The organism is Pseudomonas sp. ADAK13 (assembly GCF_012935715.1).
Classification (GTDB): Bacteria; Pseudomonadota; Gammaproteobacteria; order Pseudomonadales; family Pseudomonadaceae; genus Aquipseudomonas.
In genome coordinates this window covers 3,023,292-3,048,284 of sequence record NZ_CP052860.1, presented here as the reverse complement: position 1 = coordinate 3,048,284, position 24,993 = coordinate 3,023,292, and the positions used below count along the sequence as shown (strand labels likewise).

Sequence of the window (24,993 nt, the reverse complement as noted above, 5' to 3'; positions counted from 1 at the left end):
ATTTCCTATCGAAACGATGACGTAGCGATAATCCCAAGCTCGGGACACGGATCCATGGTCAGAAAAGTGTTGCCCTCGACACCGATGAGTAATGGATCCTCAAGGTGCAAGGCTCCTAGGCCGAACTCGTAATAAGGCGTCTCTACCGAGATCACCATGCCCTGCTCAACCAGCGCGTCTTCGCCAGGGGCCAGGATCGGCCGCTCATAGGCCTCGTGGCCTATGCCATGCCCGACGTGATGACGCCTGTATTCAGGAAATCCGTTGCTTCTCACGCATTCCATGGTCATGTTGAAGACGTCCTTGCCGGACATCCCGGGCCTGATCAACCGCTCTGCGTGGAGCATCCCTTCACGCAACGCGACATAGCGCCGAGCTGTCGCATCGGTGACGTCACCATAGGCGTAGACCCTCGCCAAGTCTGCCCAGAACCCTTGATATCGAGTGTTGGAGTCGAACCAGAGCAGGTCGCCACGCTGCAAGGTAATGTCTGCCCTCTGTTGGCGCTGCCCGCCGACAGCGTCACGACCAATCTTAATCATCGTTAGCTCAGGGCGGCCGCCAAGGTCGACTACGGCGGACTCGAAGATCTTGCCGATTTGCACCTCGCTGATGCCCACATGCACCGCGTCTGTCACCTGTTTGATCGCCGCTTCGTTACAGCGGGCCGCCAAGGTCAGCATCTCGACCTCATAAGGGGTCTTGACTCGGCGTATCTGTCGGATCAGTGCTGATGCCAGAACGAGAGTGTCTCGACCGAACTGTTCCTGCATTGAGGTCAGGGTGGAGTGGGCAATGCCGTCCTCGTCACAACCGACCCGGGTCGACGGTGTGAGACCCAATTCTTGCAACAGAGAAAAAAGCGCCTGTTGGGCATTCGAGTGACGAGCCGAGTTGCTGGTCCATGTATGAATGGCGACTTCGTCCCCGCGCAATACGCTGGCATCGGGTAACTCGCGATAGAAAGTACCGTAGGTGCGAACAAGGCCTATGGGGGTTTTAGACTCGGTAATCTGATCGCACTCTCCACAAGAATGCACGATATGCACAACATCTGGACGCTGCCGACAAATGACGAGGTAGCATTCGCCATAATAGGGATTCAATTCCTTGATCACGGGCCTGACACCCGTGAAGTAGTTGATATTTTCGCGAGTGGACACTAACAACATATCAATATCTTGCGAATCCAAGACACTGGAGAGTTTGCCAAGATTATAAATCACGAACAGTCAGCTCCTTTGACTTCAAATATCATGCAACCGACGACACAGGCACACATAAAACTGAAAACTTAATATAATATTACGTACCAGGCCGACCACCTATATATACGAGCTAGTGATTGCCTTTAAGCGCACGCTCCACCGAGTCCGACATGGCTTGCTTGTTGTAGTTGCTGTAGTGCGCAGCAGCAATACGCATGGGATCGCCAGCATGGTAGGTTTCATAGATCATTTGACGCTGACCAAAACCATCGCCGCTTACATCCCAGGCCAAGTTGAGTAGCTTGCCCCTGTCCAACGGTGACAAAAACGGATTTTGCAACGCCTGTTGCAGGCATGCTTCGTTCTCATTATGAAAGTCATCACCGTGAGGCACGGCCAGCATTGAGCCCGCCGCTAGGGACTGAACTGTCTGCAACATTTTCTGGTACCACTTCGGAAAATGACAGCGAATTGCCTGGATCGCGTGAATACTTGGGTTACACACGCCTTCGGCGTCAACTTGAGCTTCGAGTTCAGAGAGTATTACGGCACCGCGGATAAGCTCATAGGCGGTGGTGAGTTCCCCCAGTTGTTCCTGGACATTAATGTAGGAGGAAAGACCTAGGTTGCGAGCAAGACTGTCCGCAACGCCAATCAGCAGCTCGGCCTTGGCTAGCCCCCGGACAACCCCTTGGTGACCAGTATGATGGCGAGTGCGAGTCACGTCGTAGAATTGATTGGATTTGGCAATGTCGCGAAAGATGAACACATCAGACCAAGAAATACGCACCTGATCAAACACCAGATAGGCGTCTATCTCATCCATTTTGCTCGACAGCGGATAATCGAACTCAGAAGATTCGGGATGTACTAGGCTCTTGCGACAAATAATCTTCAAGCCATGCGCGTCGGTCGGGACAGCGAAAGCCAGCGCATAATCGGCGTCATGCTCAGTCAGTCCGGGCATGTTGAAGATCAGTAATTGATCAGCGATGGGAGCAAGGGTCACAATCATTTTGGCACCGCTGACTTCGATCCCCTGATCACTGACGTTTACGCATTTGACGCCAGCGTACAGGTTGGACTGAAGCCCCATGGGCTTGGAACGATCAATCTGCGGGTTGATAGCACCGTGACCGACGAACAAATGCTCTTTGGCGCAACGGTCATAGAAATCAATAACATTGGCTGAGTAATCCGCATATTCATCACGCCCGAAGAACGTCGCATGAGAACACATAGCGCTCAACCCGGCATTGATAAAATCGGGAGTTCGCCCCAACATCCCGAATGAACTATCAGCCACTTTTTTATAAGCATTACGTTTGCGTGCTAGATCATCGACAGTATTTGGAACCATCAAGCTTATTGCGGCAGGACTGCCCTTGTAATCGAAGTGAAAGTCTGGACCTTCCAACATATCGTAATAGGACAGTGTAATGTCAATAGCCCCCTGAAACGCAGGCTCTTGGAGAACATTATTTACTTTCCTACCATTCAACCAAATGTTTCGAGGTGCGACCAAACGCTTGAGATATGCATCCCTAGGATTACTCATAACTTTCCCTGTCATTAAAATCTCATGCATAAAAAGCTACTGAGATTTGGATCGTCTGTAAACCCCCCAAAGAACACTTAGGACTCAGTTAACACTGTGAACCTTCAACCCGCTCATTTAAGACATTGATTTACATTGACAAAAAATCGATTCAGCAGCGATTAAAATCTCACTCCTTTTTTTGAAAGAATCTCTTTGAGCACTCACATCATTTACGCACTTTTTTCACCCTATTGGTGCATCCTGAGGTCAGGATTTGCACCATTTAAGCGCAGAACAAGGAAAGTTCTTTGAAGTATTTCGTATTTTTTCGTAGAACGCTCAAAGGCACTGTCAAACTGCATTAATGCAGAGCCACCTTAAATTAGGTTATTCTCCGAGTCACATCTCGATAGCGGTGGCACCCAATGGGCGCACCAATAATATCCATATAAAGATCATCGCCCCCCCAAAAAGGTGCGGCACCATTTCAAAGAGGCGCTGGCATTCTATTCAACCAATCAAGCTCGTGCCTTCTGCAGCGAATCAACCCTGCTGTTAATTCATAGTAGTAGACGGTCGCTGGTGCTGAGCTTCGCAGGTAGTGCTTCAGAAACCATCTCACGTGCTTTTCCTTCCAGGACCAAGGAGTCGCACAGCCCCAGCGCTCACGAATCACCTCGTGCATCCTTTCTGCTTGCCTGATGTGCCGCTGCTGCGTGGCATGTGCACCTTTGAGCACGGGGCGCAGGAACAACGCTATGTCGAACTCGGCCGTCATCGCCGACCTCCGATGTAGGCACTCACCACATCGATGCGGTTATGTCCCAATTCGTGGCTGATCTGCTGTCGTGCACGCTGATCAAGCTCTCGATCTTTTTGATGACCACCCGCGCCATTAACGGGTGCAGGGAAACCGGTCAATTGCTCATAGCGCTCACAGGCATAAGCCGCCCGCAGTTCATGAAAACCTTTCAATCCATGCTCATGCAGGATGTCCCGTGCCGGTCGCACAACTGCCTGCATAAAGTCTTTGTAGCTTTCGTCGGGCGCCAACAAATTCCGGCTGCCACTGGGTGAGGTCGCGCTGGCCCAATCCAGGGCATCGCGAACTTGATCCGTTACCGTAATCCAGCGCGGTGCCGAGGCCCCTGATCGACCACCTTTGGTGCCATCCTGGATGTTGATCTTGCCCAGTTGCCGAACCTCACGTTGCAGTCGGGGCAGATCGGCCAGGATCGCTTCGCGCAGGCGCATACCAGTCTCACGGGCGAGGAGCACAATGGCACTCACCCTCGATTGCTGACGATCTGACAGCGCCCGGGCGATCAACTTGACCTGCGTACGGTCTTGGCCTTGCGGAGCCTCACTACGCACACTTGAGCGCTGCAAGCCCAGCGCCTTACTCGGACTCGGGATTTTGACGTACTGATCACCGCGCAGTGCGGCCATCGTTCGGTTCACGCTGGACAGTCGGTTCTGCGCGGTGGCAATGCCGACGTTGCCCTGATCAACCTGCTCCCGCACGTGGACGGCGTACCGCATGAGGATCTCGCGATCTATCTGGCGCGCGTCGTTGACCCTCGGTCCTTCATCGGATCGACACCAATGCACGAACGCCTGCCAGCGATCACTGTGGGCTTTGACGGTAGCAAAATGGCCGTCGCCAAACAGGTCTTTCAGTGCTTGCGGTCCAGCATAGCTAAGCTGGCGACCGAAGCCGAAATTGCGCCCCGCTCGCTTACCGACCCGAGCCATTTTTCTGTTCTTGATCGACTGCCGCGAGATCATGCAAAAGGGCTCGCCAGTGCGCACTTACAATCGCGAACTGAGCCCAATCAGTCGGGCGAAAACACAGCGTGTTGTCGGTGACGTAAAGATGCGCACCCTCCTCTTTCAACCATTGAATAATGGCTGTCGTAGAGGCGATAGCTTTATGGGTGGTGGCGACACTGGCGACAGCGGCGACAACCCTTGTCCTGCCTAGTTTTGAGCGTGGCGACAAAGTGGCGACAGTAGCGGCGACAAATCGCGCTTTGGGCTCCTTTTGACGCTGAGCCAGATGGTTGCGCAACGCTTCATCAAGATTAAACATGGCGCACCTCAAAGGTGTGGCCATCGGAGATCAACCACTGATGATCAATCAACTCGACCAGCAGCTTTGCGGCATGACGACTGCTCTTGCGGGCAAAGCGGGGACCGTTGCGATTCAGATCTCGAATACTGAAGCGTTTCCAATCCTTGACCTGCAGCCAACGCAACAGCCGGTCCGCCTCTTCTTTTACCCGGCACACCGGCTCCTGCTCGGTCAGGCGCTGGATCTCGGTGAGGTAGTAGCCAACTAAGGCCGAGGCCCGCTGGATATGGTCGACCTCCACGACACTGCTCTCCTCCACAACTGCAAGAATGCCGGCGACGCGCAGCAGGTTATCGGCGGCCTTTGATCCGCTGGGCCGTACGCTGGCCAGCTCGCCAAACTCCCCCAGTTGAGCTTCGATAGCATCATGCAAATCAATCCAGCGACGACGCGCCAGAGGACTGAGAACCAGCTTTGACAGCTGCAGGGCTCCGTCAGCGGAAAGTGACCAAGGCTGATAAAACAGAGCCGAAAGGCGGTGATGATAGCGCTTGAGGGCGGCGTCTTTGGACAAGTCGACAGCCTGGTAGCTACGTTGCCCGGCCAGGCTGGTGGGCCAGGTCATCAGGCAGCGTCCGAGAATGCCTTGCCCCTGCAGCAACGGATCACTGAGTAACTGCATGGCCAAATACGGTTGCAGCATCAGGTGCAGGCTCAAGCGCCGCTCATAAGCCCGTAGGCTTTCGCCGGCCATGGAGCGCGCGCGATCAATCGGGCTACCGTCCCAGAGTGACGACAAGGTCGTGACCGCTTTTAAACGGTTGTCCCGACTCATGGTGCTGCTGCCTAGGAACTGCCCGCCTTCGTCACAGAACAGGCCCATGCTGGGCAGGTCGTGACAGAGCCCCTTGATCAGGGCCTCAATCGTCGGATCTGTGGTGATCAGCCGAGGGGCCGAAGGCTCCGCTTCAAGCGGTACGCTGTTTGTGGGGGCGGGATCGGCAGGATTGATACGCTGCGCTTGTCGCTGTGCGGCACGGTACCGAGCAAGCTGTTCGCGGTAGCGCTGCCACTGCTCACGCTCCCATTGCCGTGCAGGCAGCAATGCACATCGATCTGCCGCGGTCTTGCGATCACCGGATGCGGCCACTGTGATCAGGTACAGCGACAGGGGATAGTTTCTCCCGTCGAGTTGTAAGCCCGCATGTCCTTGGGTGGCCAGCGCCGAGGCAGCCAACACCGATTGTGCAGCCAATGCCTGGGGCACACCGATAACCTCGGCCATGCGCTCCACCGCAGGCCCAAGAATCCCACCCAGTGCCTGCAACGGATAAGGCTGGGATAAGGGATTCGACTCGATCAGCGGTCGAGGTGGTCGTGGTAGTTCAAGCTTCGGATCTAACTGCTGCATGGGCCCTCTCCTCGTTCATTGCTGGTTATCCTCACGTAGTCCCGCCACGACTGTTGAGTGTTATCAGGGATCAAGGCCCCTGCGGCCTGTGAGGTGTTCACTGACGTGGAACGAACGACTCCTTACGACCGGGAGCAAGGGCATGACCCCATGAATCTGGCCTCCTTAGACGCTTCCGAAGATGCGGGCGGGTGAAGGCTGTACCGACTGACGAGTTCGGCACCTAGAGATCCTGAGCGGGAGAAGGCAACAACATCGACGCCTGGGGCATGCCTGACTGTCAGTCAGGTGCAGCCTTTCCATGGGCTGCGGCACCGGTGGCTGTGTCGTTGCGGATGGCGACGAATCGAATTTGTCAGGCCGATTGTCACGAGGAGAGTTGCGGCAATGCCTTGTAAGACGTGGCTTGCAGCAGTGGTACGAGCGCCCGTCTCTTTCCAAGAGAAAGAGACGGGCGCGGTCTGGCGCAGCGAAGTGTGCCAAGAGGTGAGGTTGCTGCAATGCAGCGAGGTAGATCCATCGTCTGCCGCAGCGGGCAGATTGGTCGAGTAGGCATCCATCACTCTTGGGGAGTGACCGTGCGAGCCGCCGGACGCTAATCGCACTTGGGGAAGAACCACCACGCGAGGGGCGTAGCCTTAAAGGTTCTGGCTACCTGGGCAGGTGCTGTCAACGACAGCGATCCGTGCACCAATTTTTATACCCACTCGAAAAGGCGGTCAAGCGTCCCGGCCAATGCGCTCAGAAAGTGGCGACTGTCGCCACTTGTGTCGCCACGCTCCAGGCCCGGTCTGCATGGGTTGTCGCCGGTGTCGCCGATGTCGCTACACCTAGATCCACGCCTCGAAGAAACGATCCGTCCTGACACTTAAACGGCGCTGCGCTTAGTAGAATCGCGGGCGATTAACGACGGTAAAAGAATGTGTGGCGCTAATCAGATATCAAAATGAGACGGTGGCACGACGTGGCTTCAAAAAAAGCGAGTGAACCCTCCGATCAGCGCGATCAAAGATCGCTTGACCGGTGGGTTTGACGGGAAAAGAAAATCTCAAACGTCAATTACAGACTCAGGCATCAAAGCTGGTTGATTGAGAGGTGACGGCTTCACGTCGCATGGTCAGCGTCTGCTGCAATCGCAGCAGAAAGCCTGCTTCAAATGCTTCTTGGGGATCACCTGCACGATGATGCTTTCGGTTTTGCGCCAGTGCCCACCACAGCGGCAACGATGAGCCATCGAGCCAGGCCTCAGCGCATCGAACGCCATCCTCAATCATCGGGCGAAATTCATTGCCCCATGGTGTTCGGATACCGGGACAGCCTTCAGCGGACGAGACAGAGACGTATTCACCAATCTGTTGATGAACGCGCTGAGCAGGGATACCCGACAGGTATCGGAATGCTTTGTCGAACAGCACTGCCGCGTCATCCAACAACTCTACCGCCAACTCAACGTCTTGCGGAAAATGAAGCAGGATACTCTGGGCTCCATTAAGCCGAAGAGTTGCAGCCTGCCGTAGTTTAATCGCGGCATCTTCAGGGGTAAGCAACGCGGTATCGATGCTGTTGGGTTTGGGGAGGCCTATGAGAAGCGAGAGATCAAACATCACGAAATACTCCGAGATAGTTTGCGGTACTAAAAAAACGGCAAAGGCGGCGCACGAGCTTAAAAGGGGGACAGGTCATTTTCCTTATCTCCTCGGACAGTTAAGGAGCCGACCACCCAGCCGTTCTGACACGAAATGGGTGGCGGACCGTACGGGGGTCAGAAACCGGCGTCCGAGGGAACCGGCCAGGCCGAAGCCTGCCCCGCACGGACCGCCATAGAAAAGCAGCAGCTAAGCCTCTGTAAGCACTTAATCGCTGGCTATGGCGCTATGCGCCTCGAACAATTCAGGTTCTGACACCCGGCCACGGGATTGACCGCGACGGAGCAAAGCGTAAATGTGAAGCCGGAACAAAACAATAGTGCGGCACCAATAAGCTCAGAAACCGAATGAAATCTGATGGCAAGAAGCTAACGTTTACTGGCGGATGGCAGATCTACCGCATCAGGTCTAAAGTAGCGACTACAAATTCCGTCCACGCTGATAGAGTCGACTTAGCTGGTGGCGAACGATATAAAGCTGCACGCTATGCGCTGCTTCTAAAAAGCAACAGATTATTTTCCAGATAAAATTGGCAGGCTGAGATCCAGATCGATGTTAGATACCAGTGACAAAACAAGCGAAAAATATAGTTTCTTTGAATTTTTCGCAGGCGGAGGAATGGCTCGATCGGGTCTTGGTGACGAGTGGGAGTGCATGTTTGCCAACGACATGGATCGGATCAAAGCTACAACATATAAAAAAAACTGGGGAGATAGTCATTTTGATAACCGTGATATTCACGAAGTTAAAATTGAGGACTTGAAAGTCCACGTCGACTTAGCTTGGGCATCATTTCCTTGTCAGGATTTATCTGTAGCTGGAAATGGTTTAGGCATTGGAAATACTGGTAGCGAGGGAGTTACAAGATCTGGTGCCTTATGGCCCTTTCTTGAGTTGATTGATGGGCTCCGCCAAGAGTCACGTCAACCCCGACTATTAGTATTAGAAAATGTCGTAGGCTTGCTGTCTCTTGAGGGTGGGCGTGACTTTTCCGCGATTTGCTCACGCCTTGGTGAAATTGGATACCGCTACGGCGCCGTAGTTATTGATACCAGACACTTTTTGCCCCAATCTCGCCCTCGGGTGTTCATTATTGCTGTGCTACGTAACATTGACACTCCGCGCCACCTTTATCGTGAAATGGCAACGGAGTCTTGGCATACGCCGACTTTGATGCGTGCATACAGATCATTATCTCCGCAGATACATGCAGACTGGGTTTGGTGGGATTTGGGATTAGTTCCAACTCTAAAGAAAAATGCTCTACAGAGCATTGTTAAACTTGAAGGAATTGATTGGCATACACCTGAGGAAACCACAAAAATAATAAGTAGGATGACTCCCATTCATGTAGCACGTCTTGAGAAAGCTATGGCTGCTAAAAATGTCAGCGTTGGTAGCCTTTATTATCGAATGCGAAGAGAGGGGGACATCAATAAGCAGCGCGCGGAGATAACTTTCTCTGACGTCTTGGGTTGCCTAAGAACGCCGAGAGGTGGTGGCTCACGTTCAAGGATAATTGTGGCAGGAAATGGTCAAGTTAGAACTCGCCTGCTTTCAATTCAGGAGGCCGCAGCGTTGATGGGACTAGAAGATACCTACGTATTGCCTGAAGCTTATCAACATGCTTTTAAAGTTATAGGGGATGGTGTCGCTGTCCCCCCTGTGCGATTTCTCGCTGAGCGACTGCTTGAGCCTCTAATTCTGGCTGCTCGGGAAGACATTGTGCGCGATTTTGAAGGAGCCGCAAAGCAGGCGGCCGCATTCGCCTGACTGATTCAATGGGATCTCTGAAATAAGGGGGTTACAAATCCGGCAAGACCCTCTTGCCGCAACATTCAGTTACTTATGCTCAAAAATGAGTAGACGGCGTTTTTAAATCGTGGCAGATGGCGTACAGTTTGTACTGTCCTAATATGTTCCGATGACAGCAATCGAACGTCGTAGAAATTCGTGTTACAAAAAATCTGGCAGACCTATGGAAATGCTGTTCTCAATTCAGCTGGGTTTTACATTTCGACAAGGATGAAATCAAGTGGATTTGCCAGGTACTTTTGACGCTTGGGAGAAGCGTCTCGTCGATTATTTTCTGGCGATTGGCCCAAATGGCGATGCTAGCCCAATCCGGGCCTTTGAAGTCACCTCGAGCACGTTGACCCTCGCTTGCGGTGCCGAGCGCGGCAACGAAGCAACGGTTGAAGAGCTCTTCCGCAAAATGCTGTCGCGTGATCCTCTATTGATGGATTCGCTTCGCGACGGTGCTCAGCGGTTTGAAAATAACAATGTGCCCAACTGCTTTTCCTACCTGGCATTCACGTTGCTGATCGACAATCTGCTAGAGGGGAATGCACCGCAGAGCGGTGAATATCGTCATAAGCTTGTGAAATGGCTTGGGGTTAATACTACTGTCTACAACCTGCGAGGCATTGCTCTGATGTGGGAGGGTTTGGAGCGATGGCTGGACAAGCGCATTCAAGCAGGCGAACCGTTTCGCCGCCTAGTCTTGCCAGACCCCGGCAATTGGACACATATAGGTTATACACGTCGCCTGTCCTTTCCGAGCAAGGCAGATCTGAAGCTTGTAACCAACTTCTGTCAGGGTCATCCAGGAGCAAATAGAGATCTGCACATCAGCATCGCAGCGTTTCCGAGAGAACTGGTGGATGATCGTGCCTCTTGGGGGCTTCGCAACGCGTTTGAAGAGTTTCGTGGCGCTTACTATTTGCAACGCCGCGCCTTGGGCGACCTTCGCTTCTGGCGACTCCTGGAGCGTGCTTCCACCCTTATTGGTCGTCCGGCACGCAGTACTGTCACGATCGAGATGCTTTTTGACGCAGATAAGTGCGCGCTTTTTTTTGCCTATCGTGATGAGCACAGCGAGGTTGCGCCTTTCACTACTCTAAATAGTGCGCTGGTTGCAGTCGGCGCTGAAAATAGCGAGAACTTGTCGACAGCCGGCTCATTGGGGATAGTGTTCTTCCGCTTGATCGGTGCGGGCCGTTGGCGAGCAGAGCCCGAGGCACGCGATTCAGCGTTCGGGTTGCATATCGCTATTGCTGATAGGCATAAACGAAAAATAGGTGATCGACTGGGGCCCCTTGCAACTAGTGGTGATTGGGCGGTCACAACTAATCCTCTGTCTTTTGAAGTGCTCAAGGATGCGCTTAAACAAGCAAACCTGTTTCCTTCCAAGAAGGAGTTGATCGTACGACCGTGTCTGTCTGGCGGCATTCGTAGCGGTGGTATATGGCTGGGCCGTCCTCGTTTCTTCCCAAGTCTCGATTCCGATACCTGTGACTATGTAATACGGGATGCATTGCCACGAGGATCGGGCTGTTTGCTGAAAATTGAGAAGGGGCAGCTCAGAGCCCCTAAATCAATTGATGGCGCCTTCTTCATTCATCCTGTAAAGCTTCGCGGTGAAGAACAAGCCCCATGGAATATTCGCCTGCAATTCGTCCGCAATGCTTTTGTTCACCCGATGCTCGACGGCGCACGCTACAAATTATCGCCATTAAAGGACTGGATTTCGGAGCAGAGCCTTCCTGTCGATGTTAGTACTCAGGACATATTGGGCTGGGAGTTGGGTGAGCCCGCCTGTGTAGATCTTCTTGAGGCGGTCTACGCAAGCGGACAAAGCGGATGGGAGGAGGCGCAGATTATTGCGCTCCTCAGATGTGCCGACGATGTTATGAGTCCTTGGCTGCTTTTGCGTAGCCTCAGAGATGCGGGCATTGTTGAGCCGCGTCTACGTAGCGGCTGGAAAGGACGAGTTTGGACATTAAGGGAACCAGTGATCATCGAGGTTCATCTCGATGGGAGGACTTTAGTGCTGGTGGAAGGTGCACTTTGCACGCGAATGGTTGACGACTTCAAGCTAGCTGCTGAAGGACTGGGCGGGATTCCCTTCCGACGTTTAGGCGTTACAGATTGGGCCGTGCCTCTATTCGGTGCGCAGAACGTTCAAGGTCAAGCCATTGCCAAGCGTCTTGGATGGCGCTTCGATAGCGAATCTTTATCGCCATCTGAGAAACCGCTAGCGTTTGTGGAAACACCGCATCAGGCCCTGCACTACGAACAGACTAGAGCCTGGTCTTGGACGAAAGGTCGTTTTGTATCTATTGACGAAACTCAAGAGAGCGTTCGTCTAGTGCGCCTGACTCATACCGGCAAGCGTGACCACGATGTATACAGCGTCGAACATAATGGGCTCATACGTCACTATTTCTCGCATACAGCAGCCATCGTCTCGGCCTATGCTCTGGCCCGAAAGCCATTGTTTAAATGGAGTCCCGAACAAGACCTAATCGTCCTTACAACGCGCGAGGGCGGACTTCCCGACGCACTAGCTGCAGAAACGCGCCGGCGAATGCTACGCAATGGGGGGCCTTCTAGCTGGGAATATATATATCCCGCGAATCGCGAGATGGTGTGCTGGCTAGATAGGCTACTTCCCGGTTGCATTGGCGGTTCATTCCATGGCCCGCAGCAGGCTAAGCTGAGCCTTATTGGCGTCACTCGTCGCTCCTCAGGTCGTTTGCGTCTACAGTGGCGTAACGGTTCAACCTCAATTTAGTATTTATTTGGAATCAGGTTCACCATGGCGGCAAACTTGGCGTGGTATATCGGGCAATGCGTAAAACGACATGATGTCAATATGGCAGTGAAAGTGGTTGCCATTAGGTCAGAAGAAGGATGGTCGCTTCTCGATAATCCACAAAAGCTTTTTCCAAAAATGGGCGAGGTGGAAGTTCGCTTAAAGAACATCTCAGAACACCATATAAATGATTGGATTATCTTTCAGGTAGCTCAAAGAGAGCCACGTGGGAAATGGAAGGCTTCGACCTACCGCCACCTGATACCCTTTTTTGACCTCCAGGATATCGGCAGTCTTGAAGTACTGCGTAGTCGTTTGACTGTGGATGGCTTAGATGGACCAAGTCATAGCGGCAATTGGGTGATTCGCTATGCCGGAGATCGCATCCTCATGCTCGGCCTCATGCGCTCATCAGACAATCGGTACCGTATGGCGACTGGCGGCAGTTTCAATGTCTATGCCTACGAACCCGAGTATTTGCATAGCGTGCCGTCAGATGGTGCTGATGTTGGACTCTACGAGCTAAAAAGAGGCGGAGAATGCCTTGAGGAATTAGATTGGGCATCTGACGAGGATTACATTAAGCGAATTGTGCGCGCTATGGCAGCTGTGCACGACTCACGTGCTGACACAGTCATAGATTGGTTGAAGCGCCATGCTGACGAGGCAACCGGCCAAGTAGGGACCGGTCTGGTAGATCGCCTTGCAGCCCAACAAAACGCGAGATCAGGTGAGCTAGCTAAGCGCTTATTGGCTGACAAAGAACTACTTGGGGAACTGACTGAAGCGCTTTTGGCTGATCCACGGTTGCGCTCTCGTCTTGAAAGCGAAACTCAATTGATCGCCGAGCAGGAGCGAGGATCCATCTTTGCCTCCCTCTCGATTAAGCTAGAGAGGGAGATTAACGCACTACGCGAACAGCGTTTGTTGGCAGTTGATTCTGAGTTGAAGTTGCTTGAGGCTGAGCAGCGCGACGCACTGAGTCTTCAACTCAATCAAGATATGACTTCCAATTTGCTGGCAATGAGCGACGGGATTGCCGCTCGCCAAGCGGAAATGGAGGGCGAACTCGAGATGCAGCGCGGTAACCTGCAGCAAGGCTTGGACATCCTTGCGGCACAACGCGAGACGACACTCGGAGAACTGAGAACACTAAGCACCCAAATAGAGGACAGCCAAACTACCCTGTCGGACCTTCGATTGCTTGAGTCTAAAGCAGTCCTGGAGATTACTACGCTCCAAGAGCAGGCTGCCTCTATCCAGGTGCCGAAGAGTGTCAAGCTTGAGTCTGTGCTGCGCTTCAATCCGCCGCAGACCGTTCCGATCCTCAGCGTCGGGGACATGCAACAAGCCATCACGAGCTGCATGCTACTTACGCCTGTAGGTAAAGAGCGAATGTCCCAGTTTCTTGCATTGATGCTGGCCGGTGAAGTGCCGGTAATTCATGGACTGGAAGCGCAGGATTTTCTTCTTACTGCCGAGACGTTACTGTCTTCCGGACGATCGATGCGCCTGGAGGCCGACCCAACTGTAATTACCTTTGAAGATCTTTGGCTTCGAGCAGGCACACAGCTCCCGACAAGCCTAACTCATGGACTAGAACTCACCTGCGGACAGTCACCTACAACTGTACTTGCCATTATCGAACATGCTGAGCGATCTGGTGCCCGTTTCTGGCTACCGGCGCTCTCGGACCGCTGCCGTCGGGGTGAATTGCCAAGGCGCTTTCTTGTTTGCACAACGGTTGAAGACGATGAATGTGAAGAGGCTCAGGCAATTCGGAGCCAAGCGCCCTGGATCGACGTCAGTGGGGCGATTACTCCTTCGGGGGCGGCCTTGGCGCTGGTTGTTTTCGCACCCAGCAATATTCGACAGCTTGATCCGGGAGCGCGTAGCGGGGATGTCTCTCCAGCGATGGTGACGGTTGCGCGGTTTGCAAACCAGCTCACACTGGCAAGTTCATTGCGACTAGCCCGAGCGGCAACGGAGTGGATCCGTTTGAACCCAGGAAATCAATACGAACAAATTCCATTAGCTCTTGCCGAATTTTTCATTAATCAGTCTGGCCAGTCTGGGCGCATGAAATCAAAGTCATAAGGAGATGAGTCTGTGTTAGACCCAATTGGTGGTTTCCGTCGAATCCAAGATTTTGTCATCAACTATGTTGAGACAAGTTTCCGCATTTCTAATAAAGCGGCAGCGGAGGCGCGTCGGAAGCTTCTGATGACGGTCGACGTGTTGGCTACCGATCCATTTATCGAGCCGGTACTGCGCTATCAGTCGCACTCAAAGAATCTTGAGCAGCTTGCACAGTTGGATGATGGTCCGCTCGCGCCGATCAGTAAAGACGGCAGGCGAGCCTTCGTCGAGCTAGCGCTTTCCGGGCTATTCCAAGGTGCGCGTTGCGAGGGCGAGATTAGACGAAAATCCTTATTTGCACCTTACGACCATCAGGTCGAAATGCTAAGGCGCGGATTGCTGCCGGGCAAGCCCGGTATCGTAACATCTCGTACCGGCAGCGGAAAAACAGAAAGCTTCATGTTGCCGGTACTAGCTGCAATTACTAATGAGGCAGTGTCTTGGGCTGCCCCTGACAGCGAGTATCTAAAGAAAAATTGGTGGCTGGAAGATAAAGGGCAGTGGTCCGCCCGGAGACATGGTGAAAATCGTCCAAGTGCGGTCAGAGCTTTGGTGATCTACCCGATGAACGCCTTGGTAGAGGACCAAATGCAACGCCTCCGAAAAACACTAGACTCTGACGATGCAAGAGAGGTGATGCAAGAGCGCTTCAAAGGCAATCGACTTTACTTCGGCCAGTACACCAGCTCCACGCCTGTTACCGGCTTTGAGTGTCATCCGCGCATTGCCGACAATAAAGAGGAGAAACAGCGTCGCACCCGGCGCATTACGCGGCTGCGAGATGCTATGCAGGGTTTCAAGCGTGATCAGGATGCTGCGCTCGCCTTTGACTGCCAGGCAGAGTTAACTAACGAAGAGGGGAAAAAGGCTTCAGATAAGACTCGTTACATCTTCCCTTCCGTGGACGGTGGTGAAATGCTTTCGCGTTGGGACATGCAGGCAGATCCACCAGATATTCTGGTTACGAACGCCTCCATGCTTGGCACAATGCTCTCGCGAGAAGTAGAGGAATCTGTTTTCACTAAGACGCGAGACTGGCTGTTGAGTAATGATGACTCTTACTTTTATCTTGTATTCGATGAATTGCACTTAATTCGCGGCTCAGCAGGTACCGAGACAGCATTTTTAGTTAAGACGCTTATTCAACGATTGGGACTTGACCAACCAGCTCATCGATACAAATTGCGCTTACTCGCCTCCTCCGCGTCTATGCCAATAGACGGGAGTCTTGGAGCACAGTCGCTTGTTTATCTGCGCGATCTATTCGCTCCATATGGTACGAGCCAAAACGCAAATGATCCGGGTGCCATTGATCCTGAGTTCTGGCGAGACTGTATTGTCGTGGGTACTCCACACTTACCGGAGTTTTCTGGAGGGTTGATCAAAGCTCAGCCCTTTGTTGATTTATTCGAAGCCGCGTTAAGAGGCAAAGACGGGTTCGTCGCTAGAATTTCTAATGCTGAAGCGCTCAACCCCGCTGTGGAGCACGCAGCTAGAGCTTTGGGGAGTACCTCAGGTGGAGCTGCCGACCGAGTCAAAGCATTAGCCGAGTTAGCTGCCGCTGTATTGACGCAAGCCTGCCGTGAAGGAAGCGACGTTCGCGCTACGTCAGCGAAAGATTTGGGCAGTCGTATCTTCCTCCCCGATTCCGGTGATGAAGACAAGGCATTGCGAGGACTACTATTGGCTCGCGCGCTCCCGGAATCAGGTGCGTGGGATTCGAGTGTTTCTCCCACCACTACAGCCTTTCGCGTGCACACGTTTATCCGAAATATTGAAGGACTTTTCGCTTCAGTCACGCTTGACGGTATTACCCCAGTGTTCGAGGACTTTACCGTGGAGCGTGGCGTAACCCACGCGAAGCCTCGAATAGACGGAGGGCGAGGCCGCCGATTGTTTGAGTTGCTGTACTGTGAGGCCTGTGGGGATCTTTTGATCGGCGGCCAACGAGGTCAAAAAGTCGCAGACGGTATAGAGACAGAGCTTCTTCCTTCTGCGGCAGACTTAGACAATATGCCTGAGAAGGTAGGTTCTGAATACTACGACAAAATGACACTTGATGAGTTTGCCGTATTTTGGCCTCGCAGGGTGCAGTGGGCGGCCTCGGATCGAGATTATGATGACTGGGAGGCTGCAAGTTTAAATCCAGAAACAGGACTGGTGTCTATTAAACCAGATGTTCCCTCCGGACACATTGGAGGTTATTTATATCGTCAGCAAGAGACAGCAGTGAAAGGTCGTAACGGTAAAATCACGGGACCTCTAATGGCCCAGCCGTTCTGCTGTCCGAAATGTGGCACCGATTACTCCAACCGCCCGATTTTCAGCCGCTCACGTTCGCCAATTCGAGCATTCAGAACAGGTGTGACTAAAACCTCTCAACTGGTTGCTACCGAGCTTTTCGAATTATTGCACGCGATTGGGGCTGAACCAAAAGGTATTGTTTTTTCTGACAGCCGACAGGATGCAGCTAATCAGGCGTTAGAGATCGAGACTCTGCATCTGCGAGATCTACGGCGTGAAGTCTTAGTAAATGCAGCGAGAGAAATGGTTAAGAAGTCGAAAGAAGAATGGATCGATCCACTCGAATTTGGGCAGCTTATGCAGTCGCTTGTTACGAAGCAGTCGGAAATGGAATTGCTTGCCGAAAAGTTTACCAAGCAAATAACCTCAGGAACGCAGAAAAACAGCGACAGGGTTTCCCTCAGTAAACTCCTTCAGTGCAGCTCTGACTCTAGTCTTGGGGCCCTTACATCCGACTTTGTCTCTCTCGGCGTCCATCCATTTGATCGTTTGGGAAAGAAACATTTCCAAGGGAAAATTTGGCACGATTTGTTTGTTCAGCACGAAGGGAAATCAGCTTACTCCCATAAGTTAAACGACGTTCAAAAAGCTGATCTTAACGCTGACATACTTAAAGGCCAATACGAACTTATCGACGACGTAATTTTTGCAAACACTTTTTTTGCATTGGAGGAAACCGGATTGGCATATCCGTCCATCATGGACGGAAATGATGAAAAAGCTGACCGGCTCGATGCGTGGTTACGGGTTTTTGCTGGGGCCTATCGTGTTTTGGATAATAAATTTGTTAAAGGCGATGACGTAGTAGAATGGCTTTCAGGCACTGACATAAAGAATAAACGAGTACATCGATTTGCCCAGGTTGTATTTCCAGGCGGTTCAATCGATGGCCTTAGTAGCATTCTCAATGAGTTCTCAAATTTAGGGTATCCAAGCGGCATAATCCATGTCGGAAAGTTATTTCTTAAAATAGCGAAGGAAGACGACCCTTATTGGCGCTGCAGCAATTGCGAGCGAGTACATCTTCACCGTGGACCGGGAAGGTGTACTCGCTGCGGAGAAGGACTTGCCGAGCAGGCGACGGGGCAAGCAGGAGAGTTGTGGCGTAATAATTTTCTAGGTCGCCGGATTGTTCGTGGGCAACAAGAAAAAGTTGCCCGATTCCGTCTGCGCGTGGAAGAGCTGACAGGGCAAACGGATGATTTTTCGGATCGCCTACGCAAGTTCAAAGGGATCTTTGTTGATGGCGAAAGTGAAATACAAAAGCGAGCTCAAGAGATCGACATGCTATCTGTCACGACCACTATGGAGGTTGGAATCGACATAGGAGCCTTGCAGAGTGTATATCAGGCTAACATGCCTCCACAGAGATTCAATTATCAACAGCGAGTTGGTCGTGCTGGCCGCCGAGGTCAAGCATTCTCACTGGTCATTACCTTCTGTCGCGGTCGAAGTCATGACGCGTATTATTTCGCGCACCCACGTGCGATTACTGGCGACGCACCGCCCCCACCTTTCCTTGCTACTGGTCACGACCCCATTCCTCTGCGTTTAGTACGCAAGAACTGGTTGCGTGCCGCATTCAAATACTTACGTAATGAGTGTGCAAAAGCTGGCGATCTATATCCAGGCGATCTAGTAATGCCGCCTGATGTTCACGGTGAATATATATCAACTCAAGATTATTTTCATAATACCGCGGCGAACTGGCCTCGGCGCCTGCATAATGCACTTACCACAACCATCACTGAACGTAATAGTTTTATTACAACAGCATCCTTTGATCCAGAACAGCAAAATCGCCTCAAAAACAAATCTGACGTCAATATTCTGATTAAAGAAATCGACGACCTTAAAGCGTACGCACCAAATTCGGAGATGGGACTTGCACGCTTCTTGGCTGAGTGGGGATTATTACCTATGTATGGTATGCCTACGCGTGTTCGTAACCTATACCTGGGCCTTCGTTCTATAAAAGTAGGCGCTACAGAGGATTACGAGTGGTCCACTATGGATCGTGACCTTGATCTTGCTGTATTCGAGTATGCACCAGGTGCGGTGCTAGTCAAAGATAAGCAGAAGCATCGTGTTGTCGGCTTTACTGGGAGTCTATCTACTCCTCAGGGTTTCAAAAAAAATGATCTATCGATAAGGGCGCTTTCCCGTTGGTATGAGACTGAAACTTGGGTAGCTATTTGTAAAGACTGCGGCTCAGCAACAAGGAGAGATTTGATACCACAAGCATCGCTTAGGTGTGATGACTGCCAAGCGGAAATTCTTCCTGAAGAACTGAAACGATATGTAACTCCCTCTGGATTTCGGACTGACTTTAATCCAAAAGACGGCGAAGAAGACGTTGGGCGAATGTCCGTTCGCAGCATGGCTACCTTAGTGAGTCCAGGTGATCGACTGGAACATGGGAACATAACTGTAATGCACGGTGCCGGCATAACGATCATGCAGATGAACGACGGGGTCGCAAATATTGATGGAGATGGGGAAGGCTTCCTTGTTCAGGAAGCTTCAGATCTGAGGGTCACTATACCGTCGGGCAGCACAAAGCCCCCTAAAATTGATGGTGAGCTCCAGGCTTATGAGGCCGGCTGGCTCGGAAATGCTCGCGGCACAAGTGGAGGACTGGCTCGCTGGGGAAATATCGGAAATCCATTACCTCGATTTGGATTGATCTCATGCAAGCAGACAGAATCTGTTCAGCTTGAATTGGGGCGGTTTGATTTTCGGCTTGATCTGGCACACGTAGCGCGACGAGGTAAATATGATCGTCTTTCAATCCGAGCTGCTGCGATTAGTGCGACGCAAATACTAGTCCAAAAGGCTGCACTAGAACTCGACGTTTCTGCCGATGAGTTTGAGGCGCTGGAACCGCGCGTGCGTTCCGGAAAACCTCTCCTACAGATCGCCGACACGCTAATCAATGGATCAGGCCTCTGCCGCCGTTTAGGTGAAACGGTTCCTGGCGGCTCGCGACCGAAAATTCTAGATATACTTCACGATGCCTTGGAAAAACACGATCAATGGCCGCTTCTAGATTTTCTTAGTATGTCGGCAGATGGGGATCACTCAGCTCAATGCCATACGTCGTGCTACCGTTGTATTCAGCGATTTGGTAACCGCCGATATCATGGTCTTCTTGATTGGCGCTTGGGATTATCCTATCTACGTTCAATGGTCACGCCGGATTACTCATGTGGCCTAGACGCGCGGGATGCGGCCTATCCAGAGATCCTAGGCTGGCGTGAACGAGCCGAATGGTTAGCAGAAAACATTGCTCAGATGCGCCCCGGGGTCTTAACTCCCGGCAAACTGAGCCATTCGGGGCTACCTTTCCTGCTGGAACGTAAAGGCAGCGGTGAAACCCGATACGTGATTGTTCACCCACTTTGGAGTTTAGAGACTAGCGCGCTATCTGACCTACTGGGAAATGACTGGTCGCCAGAGTTACGCTTCGTTGATACTTTCAACTTAGAGCGACGCCCTCTCAAAGCCATGGCCAGTTGGATGAAAGCTCGCTGAGATATTTAGGCCCTTTCCATCGGGAAAGCGCGAAAAGCAGATGTGACATGACACCATGTCTGCGCCCATCATAAAAATAGCCGCTTCCCTAGTGACCGGAAGCGGCTGTATTTTCTAAGAATATGGGAGGCTGCCACCATCTCGTATCCAGTTCATTGCTATGTAACACTCTGGCATAGACACACGAAAAGACATCTCAATCCCCCGCCCCATAGCGAATTGGAACGTCGAGGGTGATGGTCTGATTCCATCTTCCTGAATTTGAGTGGGCCCACTCCTAGAAATCCTCAGACGTTGCTAACCGTAGGCACACTTCTCGTGTCTACAGTCAGCGGACACTGCCTACCACAGAAGGTCACTGCACGGATGCTATTCAACCGTGAGATTAATGGACGTCTATTTCTGATGTTTTCCAATTGCTATTCGATTTAAAGCAAAGAAAATATTTATGATCGAAGGTGTGCAGGTCGCCGTCATCGACCCCAATCACATGCCTGAAGGTGCGTTTGTTTAAGCTATTCGCGTACTGGCAGGATCGACCGCACCGGGAATCAGTGCGGGTCAAGATTGCAATTCGCGCTGCGAATCACTACCTACGCGACTTGCTCGCCCATGACGAATACTGGTGCATATCAGAACATATCCGTCGAATTAAGACCTTAGCCCTGACACAGCTCGGCAAATATGTTTATGTAGAATATGGAATCGACGTGCTGGACGCCATTTTTTACGATCCGGTACTGTTTCCAGCTGTCTATTTGGACCGGGAACGATCCGAACATGATTCGTCAAATTAGTGATATACGCCGACGCAAGTTAATTTAGTACCAACGATTCGCTTGTGGCCTTATTCATCCTAGCCATAATCAGCCCGCACTTCGACGCTCCCAAGATAAAAACTAAATTTTGACACGTCCCTCAAGAATTCGAGCGGCAAGACCGTCTTTAAAATGAAAATAGCTAGCCATTAAAAATAAAACCAGCTGCCCCCATCCAAGATATATCGTGGGCTGCGCCACCATCCCAAAGTAAAACAGCAAAGACATTGCAACTAAGAAAAATCGCTTCGCCGAATAAAGTCCAAACTGCGTGTCATCCGCGGTGCGATATTTAATTGCAGATCGAGACATTCTCACCGCAATCTGGCCAAAAATAATACAGGACACTAACGACCAATCAGGCGCTAGTAAAATATCTTTCCAAGACGATGTATACAGCTTAATCGCCACAAGAAAGACAAAAGGTGTAACTATGAAGATGTACTCGGAAAAAAGCTCCGCCCACATCGTATTTCGTTTTTTAGAAGAGAGGTTTTGTTTCATGCTGTAATCCAACATCGCGGTGAATTTGCAAAACTCTTACGACTTTCGCACCCGAAATGAAGGGTTTACCTTTCCCCGGAGGCGGAGAGTAAATCTCAATTGAAACCTCAGCCTCCATAACGTCTCTGGGACCAATAGGTGCTATAGAGCCATCCTGGTACTGCTCAAGCCACAGCATGTCAGTGATCTTGGCATTGTAGCGATTATTCGTACTGGCGCTGAGCATAGCCCAAGCTCCTTTACCGATGTTTACTGGCGCTCTGACGTAAAGTTTATCCACGCAGCCTTTAGTTTCAGTCGTTCCTTGAAACATCTCTTTGGGATTGGCGTTAAAACGCCAGTGGGTATTGATAGCTGTGATATTTTCCGACTCAACGATGCTGGCCGAAGCGCTCTCCTCAGGAAGCAGCCTCTTATTTGCTTCTGACAATTTATTCAATGCGTGTGCAAAAGCTTTTCGATCAATTTTTGGGGCAAACAGCTGTTCATCATTAAACTTAGATAGCTCAGCTTCAACTCCTGAAGCTAGCTGATCAACCTCCTCTTCAGTAGTAGTACTTTCGAGACCGGCTAGGTCTTCCGCTAACTTCATGCTTGATTCAAAAACAGCAGTCTCGAACCATCCCTTAAGACGTCCAGGAACGGCCTTGAGCACACTAGCAACTGAACCGGTCTCGACATCTTCGAGCCGAAGAGCGAATTCTCCCTGCACACCAAGGCTTCCGACCATGACTTGGCCTATCGCTTCGTAGGCCTCAATATAACTACTCATAGCCTGGAAAATTTCAGCTGGCCGTTGGCGCTCCTTCAAAAAGTCAATTTTTATTCTTAGCGTCTCGTGCATTCCTAACTACTTCCTTGAGGATGGGAAAACGTCTACCAAATAGGCGGTACGATCAAGCGGGTCGGGGAGGATAACCTCTACCGCCGATAGTGGCAAAATGTCCCCACCAGCGTCAGGGAAGCTCAAATCTCGCATCATCCTTGCCGACTGCCCTAGAGCCCAGCACAAAGAGTCGTCAGCGCTGAAACACTGTACATAATAACAGTATCGATCATTTCAACCTCATCTGCAATATGTGTCAGCTGGCAGACTCTGATGCACTATGCAGAAATCATTAGAAAAAATTAATGTGCTGGCTCGAGACATATGAGTCCCGAAGAATGTGAGTTGTGAACAGACGGAGACGCACCTCTACTCGGAAAAGGGGTATTCCAAATGGTATTCCATAAATATAAAAAATAATTTTTTCAGCAGTAATATCAATAAGTTGTAATAACAATTCAACTTACCCCGGCCCACCATATACGAAGCACCACCAAAACCCGCCTTGTACGGGTTTTGTTGTTTCTGGGCTCCTGAAAACACACCGCCGAATGAGCCTTCGGATTTTTCCCGCAAGACATCGCGCCCTTGGTGAACTGGTGCTCATCAATCGACACGACTAGCCTTGAAACGTCGCTGCAAAATCAGCGACCGGGTTTAGCAGCTCGGTTAATATCAAGGCATGCAATGCCACCATCCGTTCAAGCGAGCATCCGCGTTCGCTAGTCCGCGTTATGGCGGCTGTGCGTGGGGCACTTTCGAGTGCGCTGGGTTCCTTGATTCCTGGTCTGCTAACCCGTGCACAGTCGCCACCCTTTTCGTTTAGCAGCGATGTCTGGCGACTCCACCAATCAAGGAGTTGCAGTCATGATAAAGCACAGCCCCAACCCCCCATGCCCGAGCCAATCCGGCACAGATATCTTCTGTATCGCCCAAAACATCGACCCCGAAACCCTGCTGGTACAAGCCTGCGAAACCCTCGCCTCACTGAACGCGCTCACGACCGACCTGGCTTTCGAGCTTGATGGCGCCTTTCGCCATAAACTTCTGGCCACCCAGCAATTGAGCGTTCTGGGTGAGTTGCTGGTGACGCGCGCACTGGACATTCTTGCGCCAACGGCAGATTCAGTAGCTGCGGAAAGGACCGTTTCCTGACAGGGAACATAGCGATCCGCTTGAGTACCCCAACAGCAAGAAAAAGGTGAGGGTCTATTTTCTTTTAAGATAAGCCCCACCTTTGTTGAAACATAAGGATGTGTGCCGCAGTGAACAAGAATTCCTACGCCTACCTGATACCTGTCGTGCTGGGCGTACAGCTTCTTTTGGCCCTGCTCTTTATATGGCAGTTCAGCATTTCGCCGGCCATCCACTTCAAGCCGATCGCTGGGAAAGCCTGTTTATCCGTATCGCTCGTCCTGACCCTGGCTGCGTCCGTGATTGTCTGGCGTGTAAGAAAACCTCAGCTGCAGCTCGAAAAAAAATGGACCCTGTTTAAGGCGTTTGCCGGGATGTTCATCCTATGCACGCTGTTATCGGTGACGCTGTTTTCGTTGGCCATTTTATGTTCAGGCGGCACCCGCAGCAGCTATACGGCTCACTACGAATATTCGTCGGGCGGAAGTAAAAGCTGCAGCGGAATCACGGTCTTCGATGCTGAGCTGAATAAGACGATTAAAATCTGCCGCCCCACGTGGATCGGTCATCGCGATGAAGTAAGAGTGGTGAAAGTCAGCAATGACCTGGGGATCGTTGTAAAAGAGGCCGTAATCCTTTGAGCGAGAAAGCCCTCCAGACACTGATCAGCAGCGATCCTTTACGCTGGCACTTACTGGCCGTCGTCCGCTCCCTCGCCCTCCCCGACTGCTGGATCGGCGCCGGCTTCGTACGCAACGCCGTGTGGGATCACCTGCACGGTCGCCCCCTGTCACCACTGACCGGCGACGTCGACGTACTGTGGTTCGACGCCACCTGCACCGACCCCGCCGAAGACCGCCGCCTCGAAGCGCTGTTATGCGCAGCAGAACCCTCTATCGACTGGTCAGTCAAAAACCAGGCCCGCATGCACCTGCGCAACGGCGACGCGCCCTACTGCAACGCCAGCGACGCCATGCGCTTCTGGCCAGAGACGGCCACCGCCGTAGCCGTCAGAAGAAGCGCAGAAGACCTGTGCGAAGTATCAGCCCCTCTCGGCCTGGATGACCTGTTCAACCTCCAACTCAACCCCACACACCGCTTCACCCAAGAAAAACACGCCATTTACCAACAACGCATCGCCTCCAAACGCTGGCTAACCCGCTGGCCACTGCTGAAACAGCCCTGACCTTGCGAAAACCTCACATTCATTCACGAATTATTAAGAATCGCCCTCGTATACTCACCGATCGCCCGGACT

16 protein-coding genes are annotated in these 24,993 nt (G+C 51.8%); 7 read left to right on the top strand and 9 right to left on the bottom strand.

Features of this window, described 5'->3' with window-relative positions; translation table 11 throughout:
• Nucleotides 1-5: 5 nt before the first annotated feature.
• The 7 genes from HKK54_RS14020 to HKK54_RS13995 all read right to left on the bottom strand — a co-directional run bounded on the left by HKK54_RS14020 (nucleotide 6) and on the right by HKK54_RS13995 (nucleotide 7,837).
• Entirely contained in the window at nucleotides 6-1,226 is a 1,221-nt protein-coding gene (locus HKK54_RS14020; protein ID WP_169387046.1) for a M24 family metallopeptidase, read from the bottom strand.
• Between the two features lie 112 nt (nucleotides 1,227-1,338).
• Entirely contained in the window at nucleotides 1,339-2,796 is a 1,458-nt protein-coding gene (locus HKK54_RS14015; RefSeq protein WP_178120983.1) for a 4-hydroxyphenylacetate 3-hydroxylase family protein, read from the bottom strand.
• Between the two features lie 439 nt (nucleotides 2,797-3,235).
• Nucleotides 3,236-3,526 (bottom strand): hypothetical protein, encoded by a 291-nt coding sequence (locus HKK54_RS33600; protein WP_237151063.1) that lies wholly within the window; start codon nucleotides 3,524-3,526, stop codon nucleotides 3,236-3,238.
• Complete coding sequence (locus HKK54_RS14010) at nucleotides 3,523-4,503, bottom strand: integrase domain-containing protein (protein ID WP_169387045.1); 981 nt, start codon at nucleotides 4,501-4,503, stop codon at nucleotides 3,523-3,525. Before HKK54_RS14010 ends, HKK54_RS33600 begins: the two co-directional genes overlap by 4 nt.
• A complete protein-coding gene (locus HKK54_RS14005) occupies nucleotides 4,487-4,840 on the bottom strand; it encodes a hypothetical protein (RefSeq protein ID WP_169387044.1) in 354 nt (117 codons plus the stop codon). Before HKK54_RS14005 ends, HKK54_RS14010 begins: the two co-directional genes overlap by 17 nt.
• Nucleotides 4,833-6,233 carry a YfjI family protein gene (locus tag HKK54_RS14000; RefSeq protein WP_169387043.1) on the bottom strand — a complete coding sequence of 467 codons (1,401 nt, stop codon included), beginning with the start codon at nucleotides 6,231-6,233 and terminating at the stop codon, nucleotides 4,833-4,835. Before HKK54_RS14000 ends, HKK54_RS14005 begins: the two co-directional genes overlap by 8 nt.
• Nucleotides 6,234-7,300: 1,067 nt before the next feature.
• Nucleotides 7,301-7,837 (bottom strand): LasR-specific antiactivator QslA, encoded by a 537-nt coding sequence (locus HKK54_RS13995; protein ID WP_169387042.1) that lies wholly within the window; start codon nucleotides 7,835-7,837, stop codon nucleotides 7,301-7,303.
• Between the two features lie 594 nt (nucleotides 7,838-8,431).
• On the opposite strand from HKK54_RS13995, the gene HKK54_RS13990 reads away from it, so the two are divergent.
• The 4 genes from HKK54_RS13990 to HKK54_RS13975 all read left to right on the top strand — a co-directional run bounded on the left by HKK54_RS13990 (nucleotide 8,432) and on the right by HKK54_RS13975 (nucleotide 20,453).
• Complete coding sequence (locus tag HKK54_RS13990) at nucleotides 8,432-9,652, top strand: DNA cytosine methyltransferase (RefSeq protein ID WP_169387041.1); 1,221 nt, start codon at nucleotides 8,432-8,434, stop codon at nucleotides 9,650-9,652.
• Between the two features lie 262 nt (nucleotides 9,653-9,914).
• Entirely contained in the window at nucleotides 9,915-12,455 is a 2,541-nt protein-coding gene (locus tag HKK54_RS13985) for a hypothetical protein (protein WP_169387040.1), read from the top strand.
• 81 nt (nucleotides 12,456-12,536) lie between these two features.
• Nucleotides 12,537-14,573 carry a hypothetical protein gene (locus HKK54_RS13980; protein ID WP_237151062.1) on the top strand — a complete coding sequence of 679 codons (2,037 nt, stop codon included), beginning with the start codon at nucleotides 12,537-12,539 and terminating at the stop codon, nucleotides 14,571-14,573.
• Between the two features lie 12 nt (nucleotides 14,574-14,585).
• Nucleotides 14,586-20,453 (top strand): DEAD/DEAH box helicase, encoded by a 5,868-nt coding sequence (locus HKK54_RS13975; RefSeq protein WP_169387039.1) that lies wholly within the window; start codon nucleotides 14,586-14,588, stop codon nucleotides 20,451-20,453.
• An 899-nt stretch (nucleotides 20,454-21,352) separates the two neighbouring features.
• On the opposite strand, the gene HKK54_RS13970 is transcribed toward HKK54_RS13975, so the two are convergent.
• Nucleotides 21,353-21,775, bottom strand: a complete 423-nt coding sequence (locus tag HKK54_RS13970; RefSeq protein WP_169387038.1) for a hypothetical protein — start codon at nucleotides 21,773-21,775, stop codon at nucleotides 21,353-21,355.
• Nucleotides 21,753-22,619: a hypothetical protein gene (locus HKK54_RS13965; protein WP_169387037.1), complete on the bottom strand. Its 867-nt coding sequence runs from the start codon at nucleotides 22,617-22,619 to the stop codon at nucleotides 21,753-21,755. The genes HKK54_RS13970 and HKK54_RS13965 overlap by 23 nt, the downstream gene beginning before the upstream one ends.
• Nucleotides 22,620-23,468: 849 nt before the next feature.
• On the opposite strand from HKK54_RS13965, the gene HKK54_RS13960 reads away from it, so the two are divergent.
• The 3 genes from HKK54_RS13960 (at nucleotide 23,469) to HKK54_RS13950 (ending at nucleotide 24,921) form a co-directional block, all read left to right on the top strand.
• Nucleotides 23,469-23,756, top strand: coding sequence for a DUF6124 family protein (locus HKK54_RS13960; protein ID WP_169387036.1), 288 nt, complete (start codon nucleotides 23,469-23,471; stop codon nucleotides 23,754-23,756).
• Nucleotides 23,757-23,866: 110 nt separating this feature from the next.
• Nucleotides 23,867-24,376, top strand: a complete 510-nt coding sequence (locus HKK54_RS13955; protein ID WP_169387035.1) for a hypothetical protein — start codon at nucleotides 23,867-23,869, stop codon at nucleotides 24,374-24,376.
• Complete coding sequence (locus HKK54_RS13950; protein ID WP_169387034.1) at nucleotides 24,373-24,921, top strand: nucleotidyltransferase family protein; 549 nt, start codon at nucleotides 24,373-24,375, stop codon at nucleotides 24,919-24,921. Before HKK54_RS13955 ends, HKK54_RS13950 begins: the two co-directional genes overlap by 4 nt.
• Nucleotides 24,922-24,993: the final 72 nt, after the last annotated feature.

Excerpts from the sequence above, each read along its gene's own strand:
- HKK54_RS13995 (WP_169387042.1), bottom strand. The coding sequence starts at position 7,837 with ATGTTTGATCTCTCGCTTCTCATAGGCCTCCCCAAACCCAACAGCATC.
- HKK54_RS13960 (WP_169387036.1), top strand. The coding sequence starts at position 23,469 with ATGATAAAGCACAGCCCCAACCCCCCATGCCCGAGCCAATCCGGCACA.
- HKK54_RS33600 (WP_237151063.1), bottom strand. The coding sequence starts at position 3,526 with ATGACGGCCGAGTTCGACATAGCGTTGTTCCTGCGCCCCGTGCTCAAA.
- HKK54_RS13990 (WP_169387041.1), top strand. The coding sequence starts at position 8,432 with ATGTTAGATACCAGTGACAAAACAAGCGAAAAATATAGTTTCTTTGAA.
- HKK54_RS13980 (WP_237151062.1), top strand. The coding sequence starts at position 12,537 with ATGGCAGTGAAAGTGGTTGCCATTAGGTCAGAAGAAGGATGGTCGCTT.
- HKK54_RS14010 (WP_169387045.1), bottom strand. The coding sequence starts at position 4,503 with ATGGCTCGGGTCGGTAAGCGAGCGGGGCGCAATTTCGGCTTCGGTCGC.
- HKK54_RS13965 (WP_169387037.1), bottom strand. The coding sequence starts at position 22,619 with ATGCACGAGACGCTAAGAATAAAAATTGACTTTTTGAAGGAGCGCCAA.
- HKK54_RS13970 (WP_169387038.1), bottom strand. The coding sequence starts at position 21,775 with ATGAAACAAAACCTCTCTTCTAAAAAACGAAATACGATGTGGGCGGAG.
- HKK54_RS14005 (WP_169387044.1), bottom strand. The coding sequence starts at position 4,840 with ATGTTTAATCTTGATGAAGCGTTGCGCAACCATCTGGCTCAGCGTCAA.
- HKK54_RS14015 (WP_178120983.1), bottom strand. The coding sequence starts at position 2,796 with ATGCATGAGATTTTAATGACAGGGAAAGTTATGAGTAATCCTAGGGAT.
- HKK54_RS14000 (WP_169387043.1), bottom strand. The coding sequence starts at position 6,233 with ATGCAGCAGTTAGATCCGAAGCTTGAACTACCACGACCACCTCGACCG.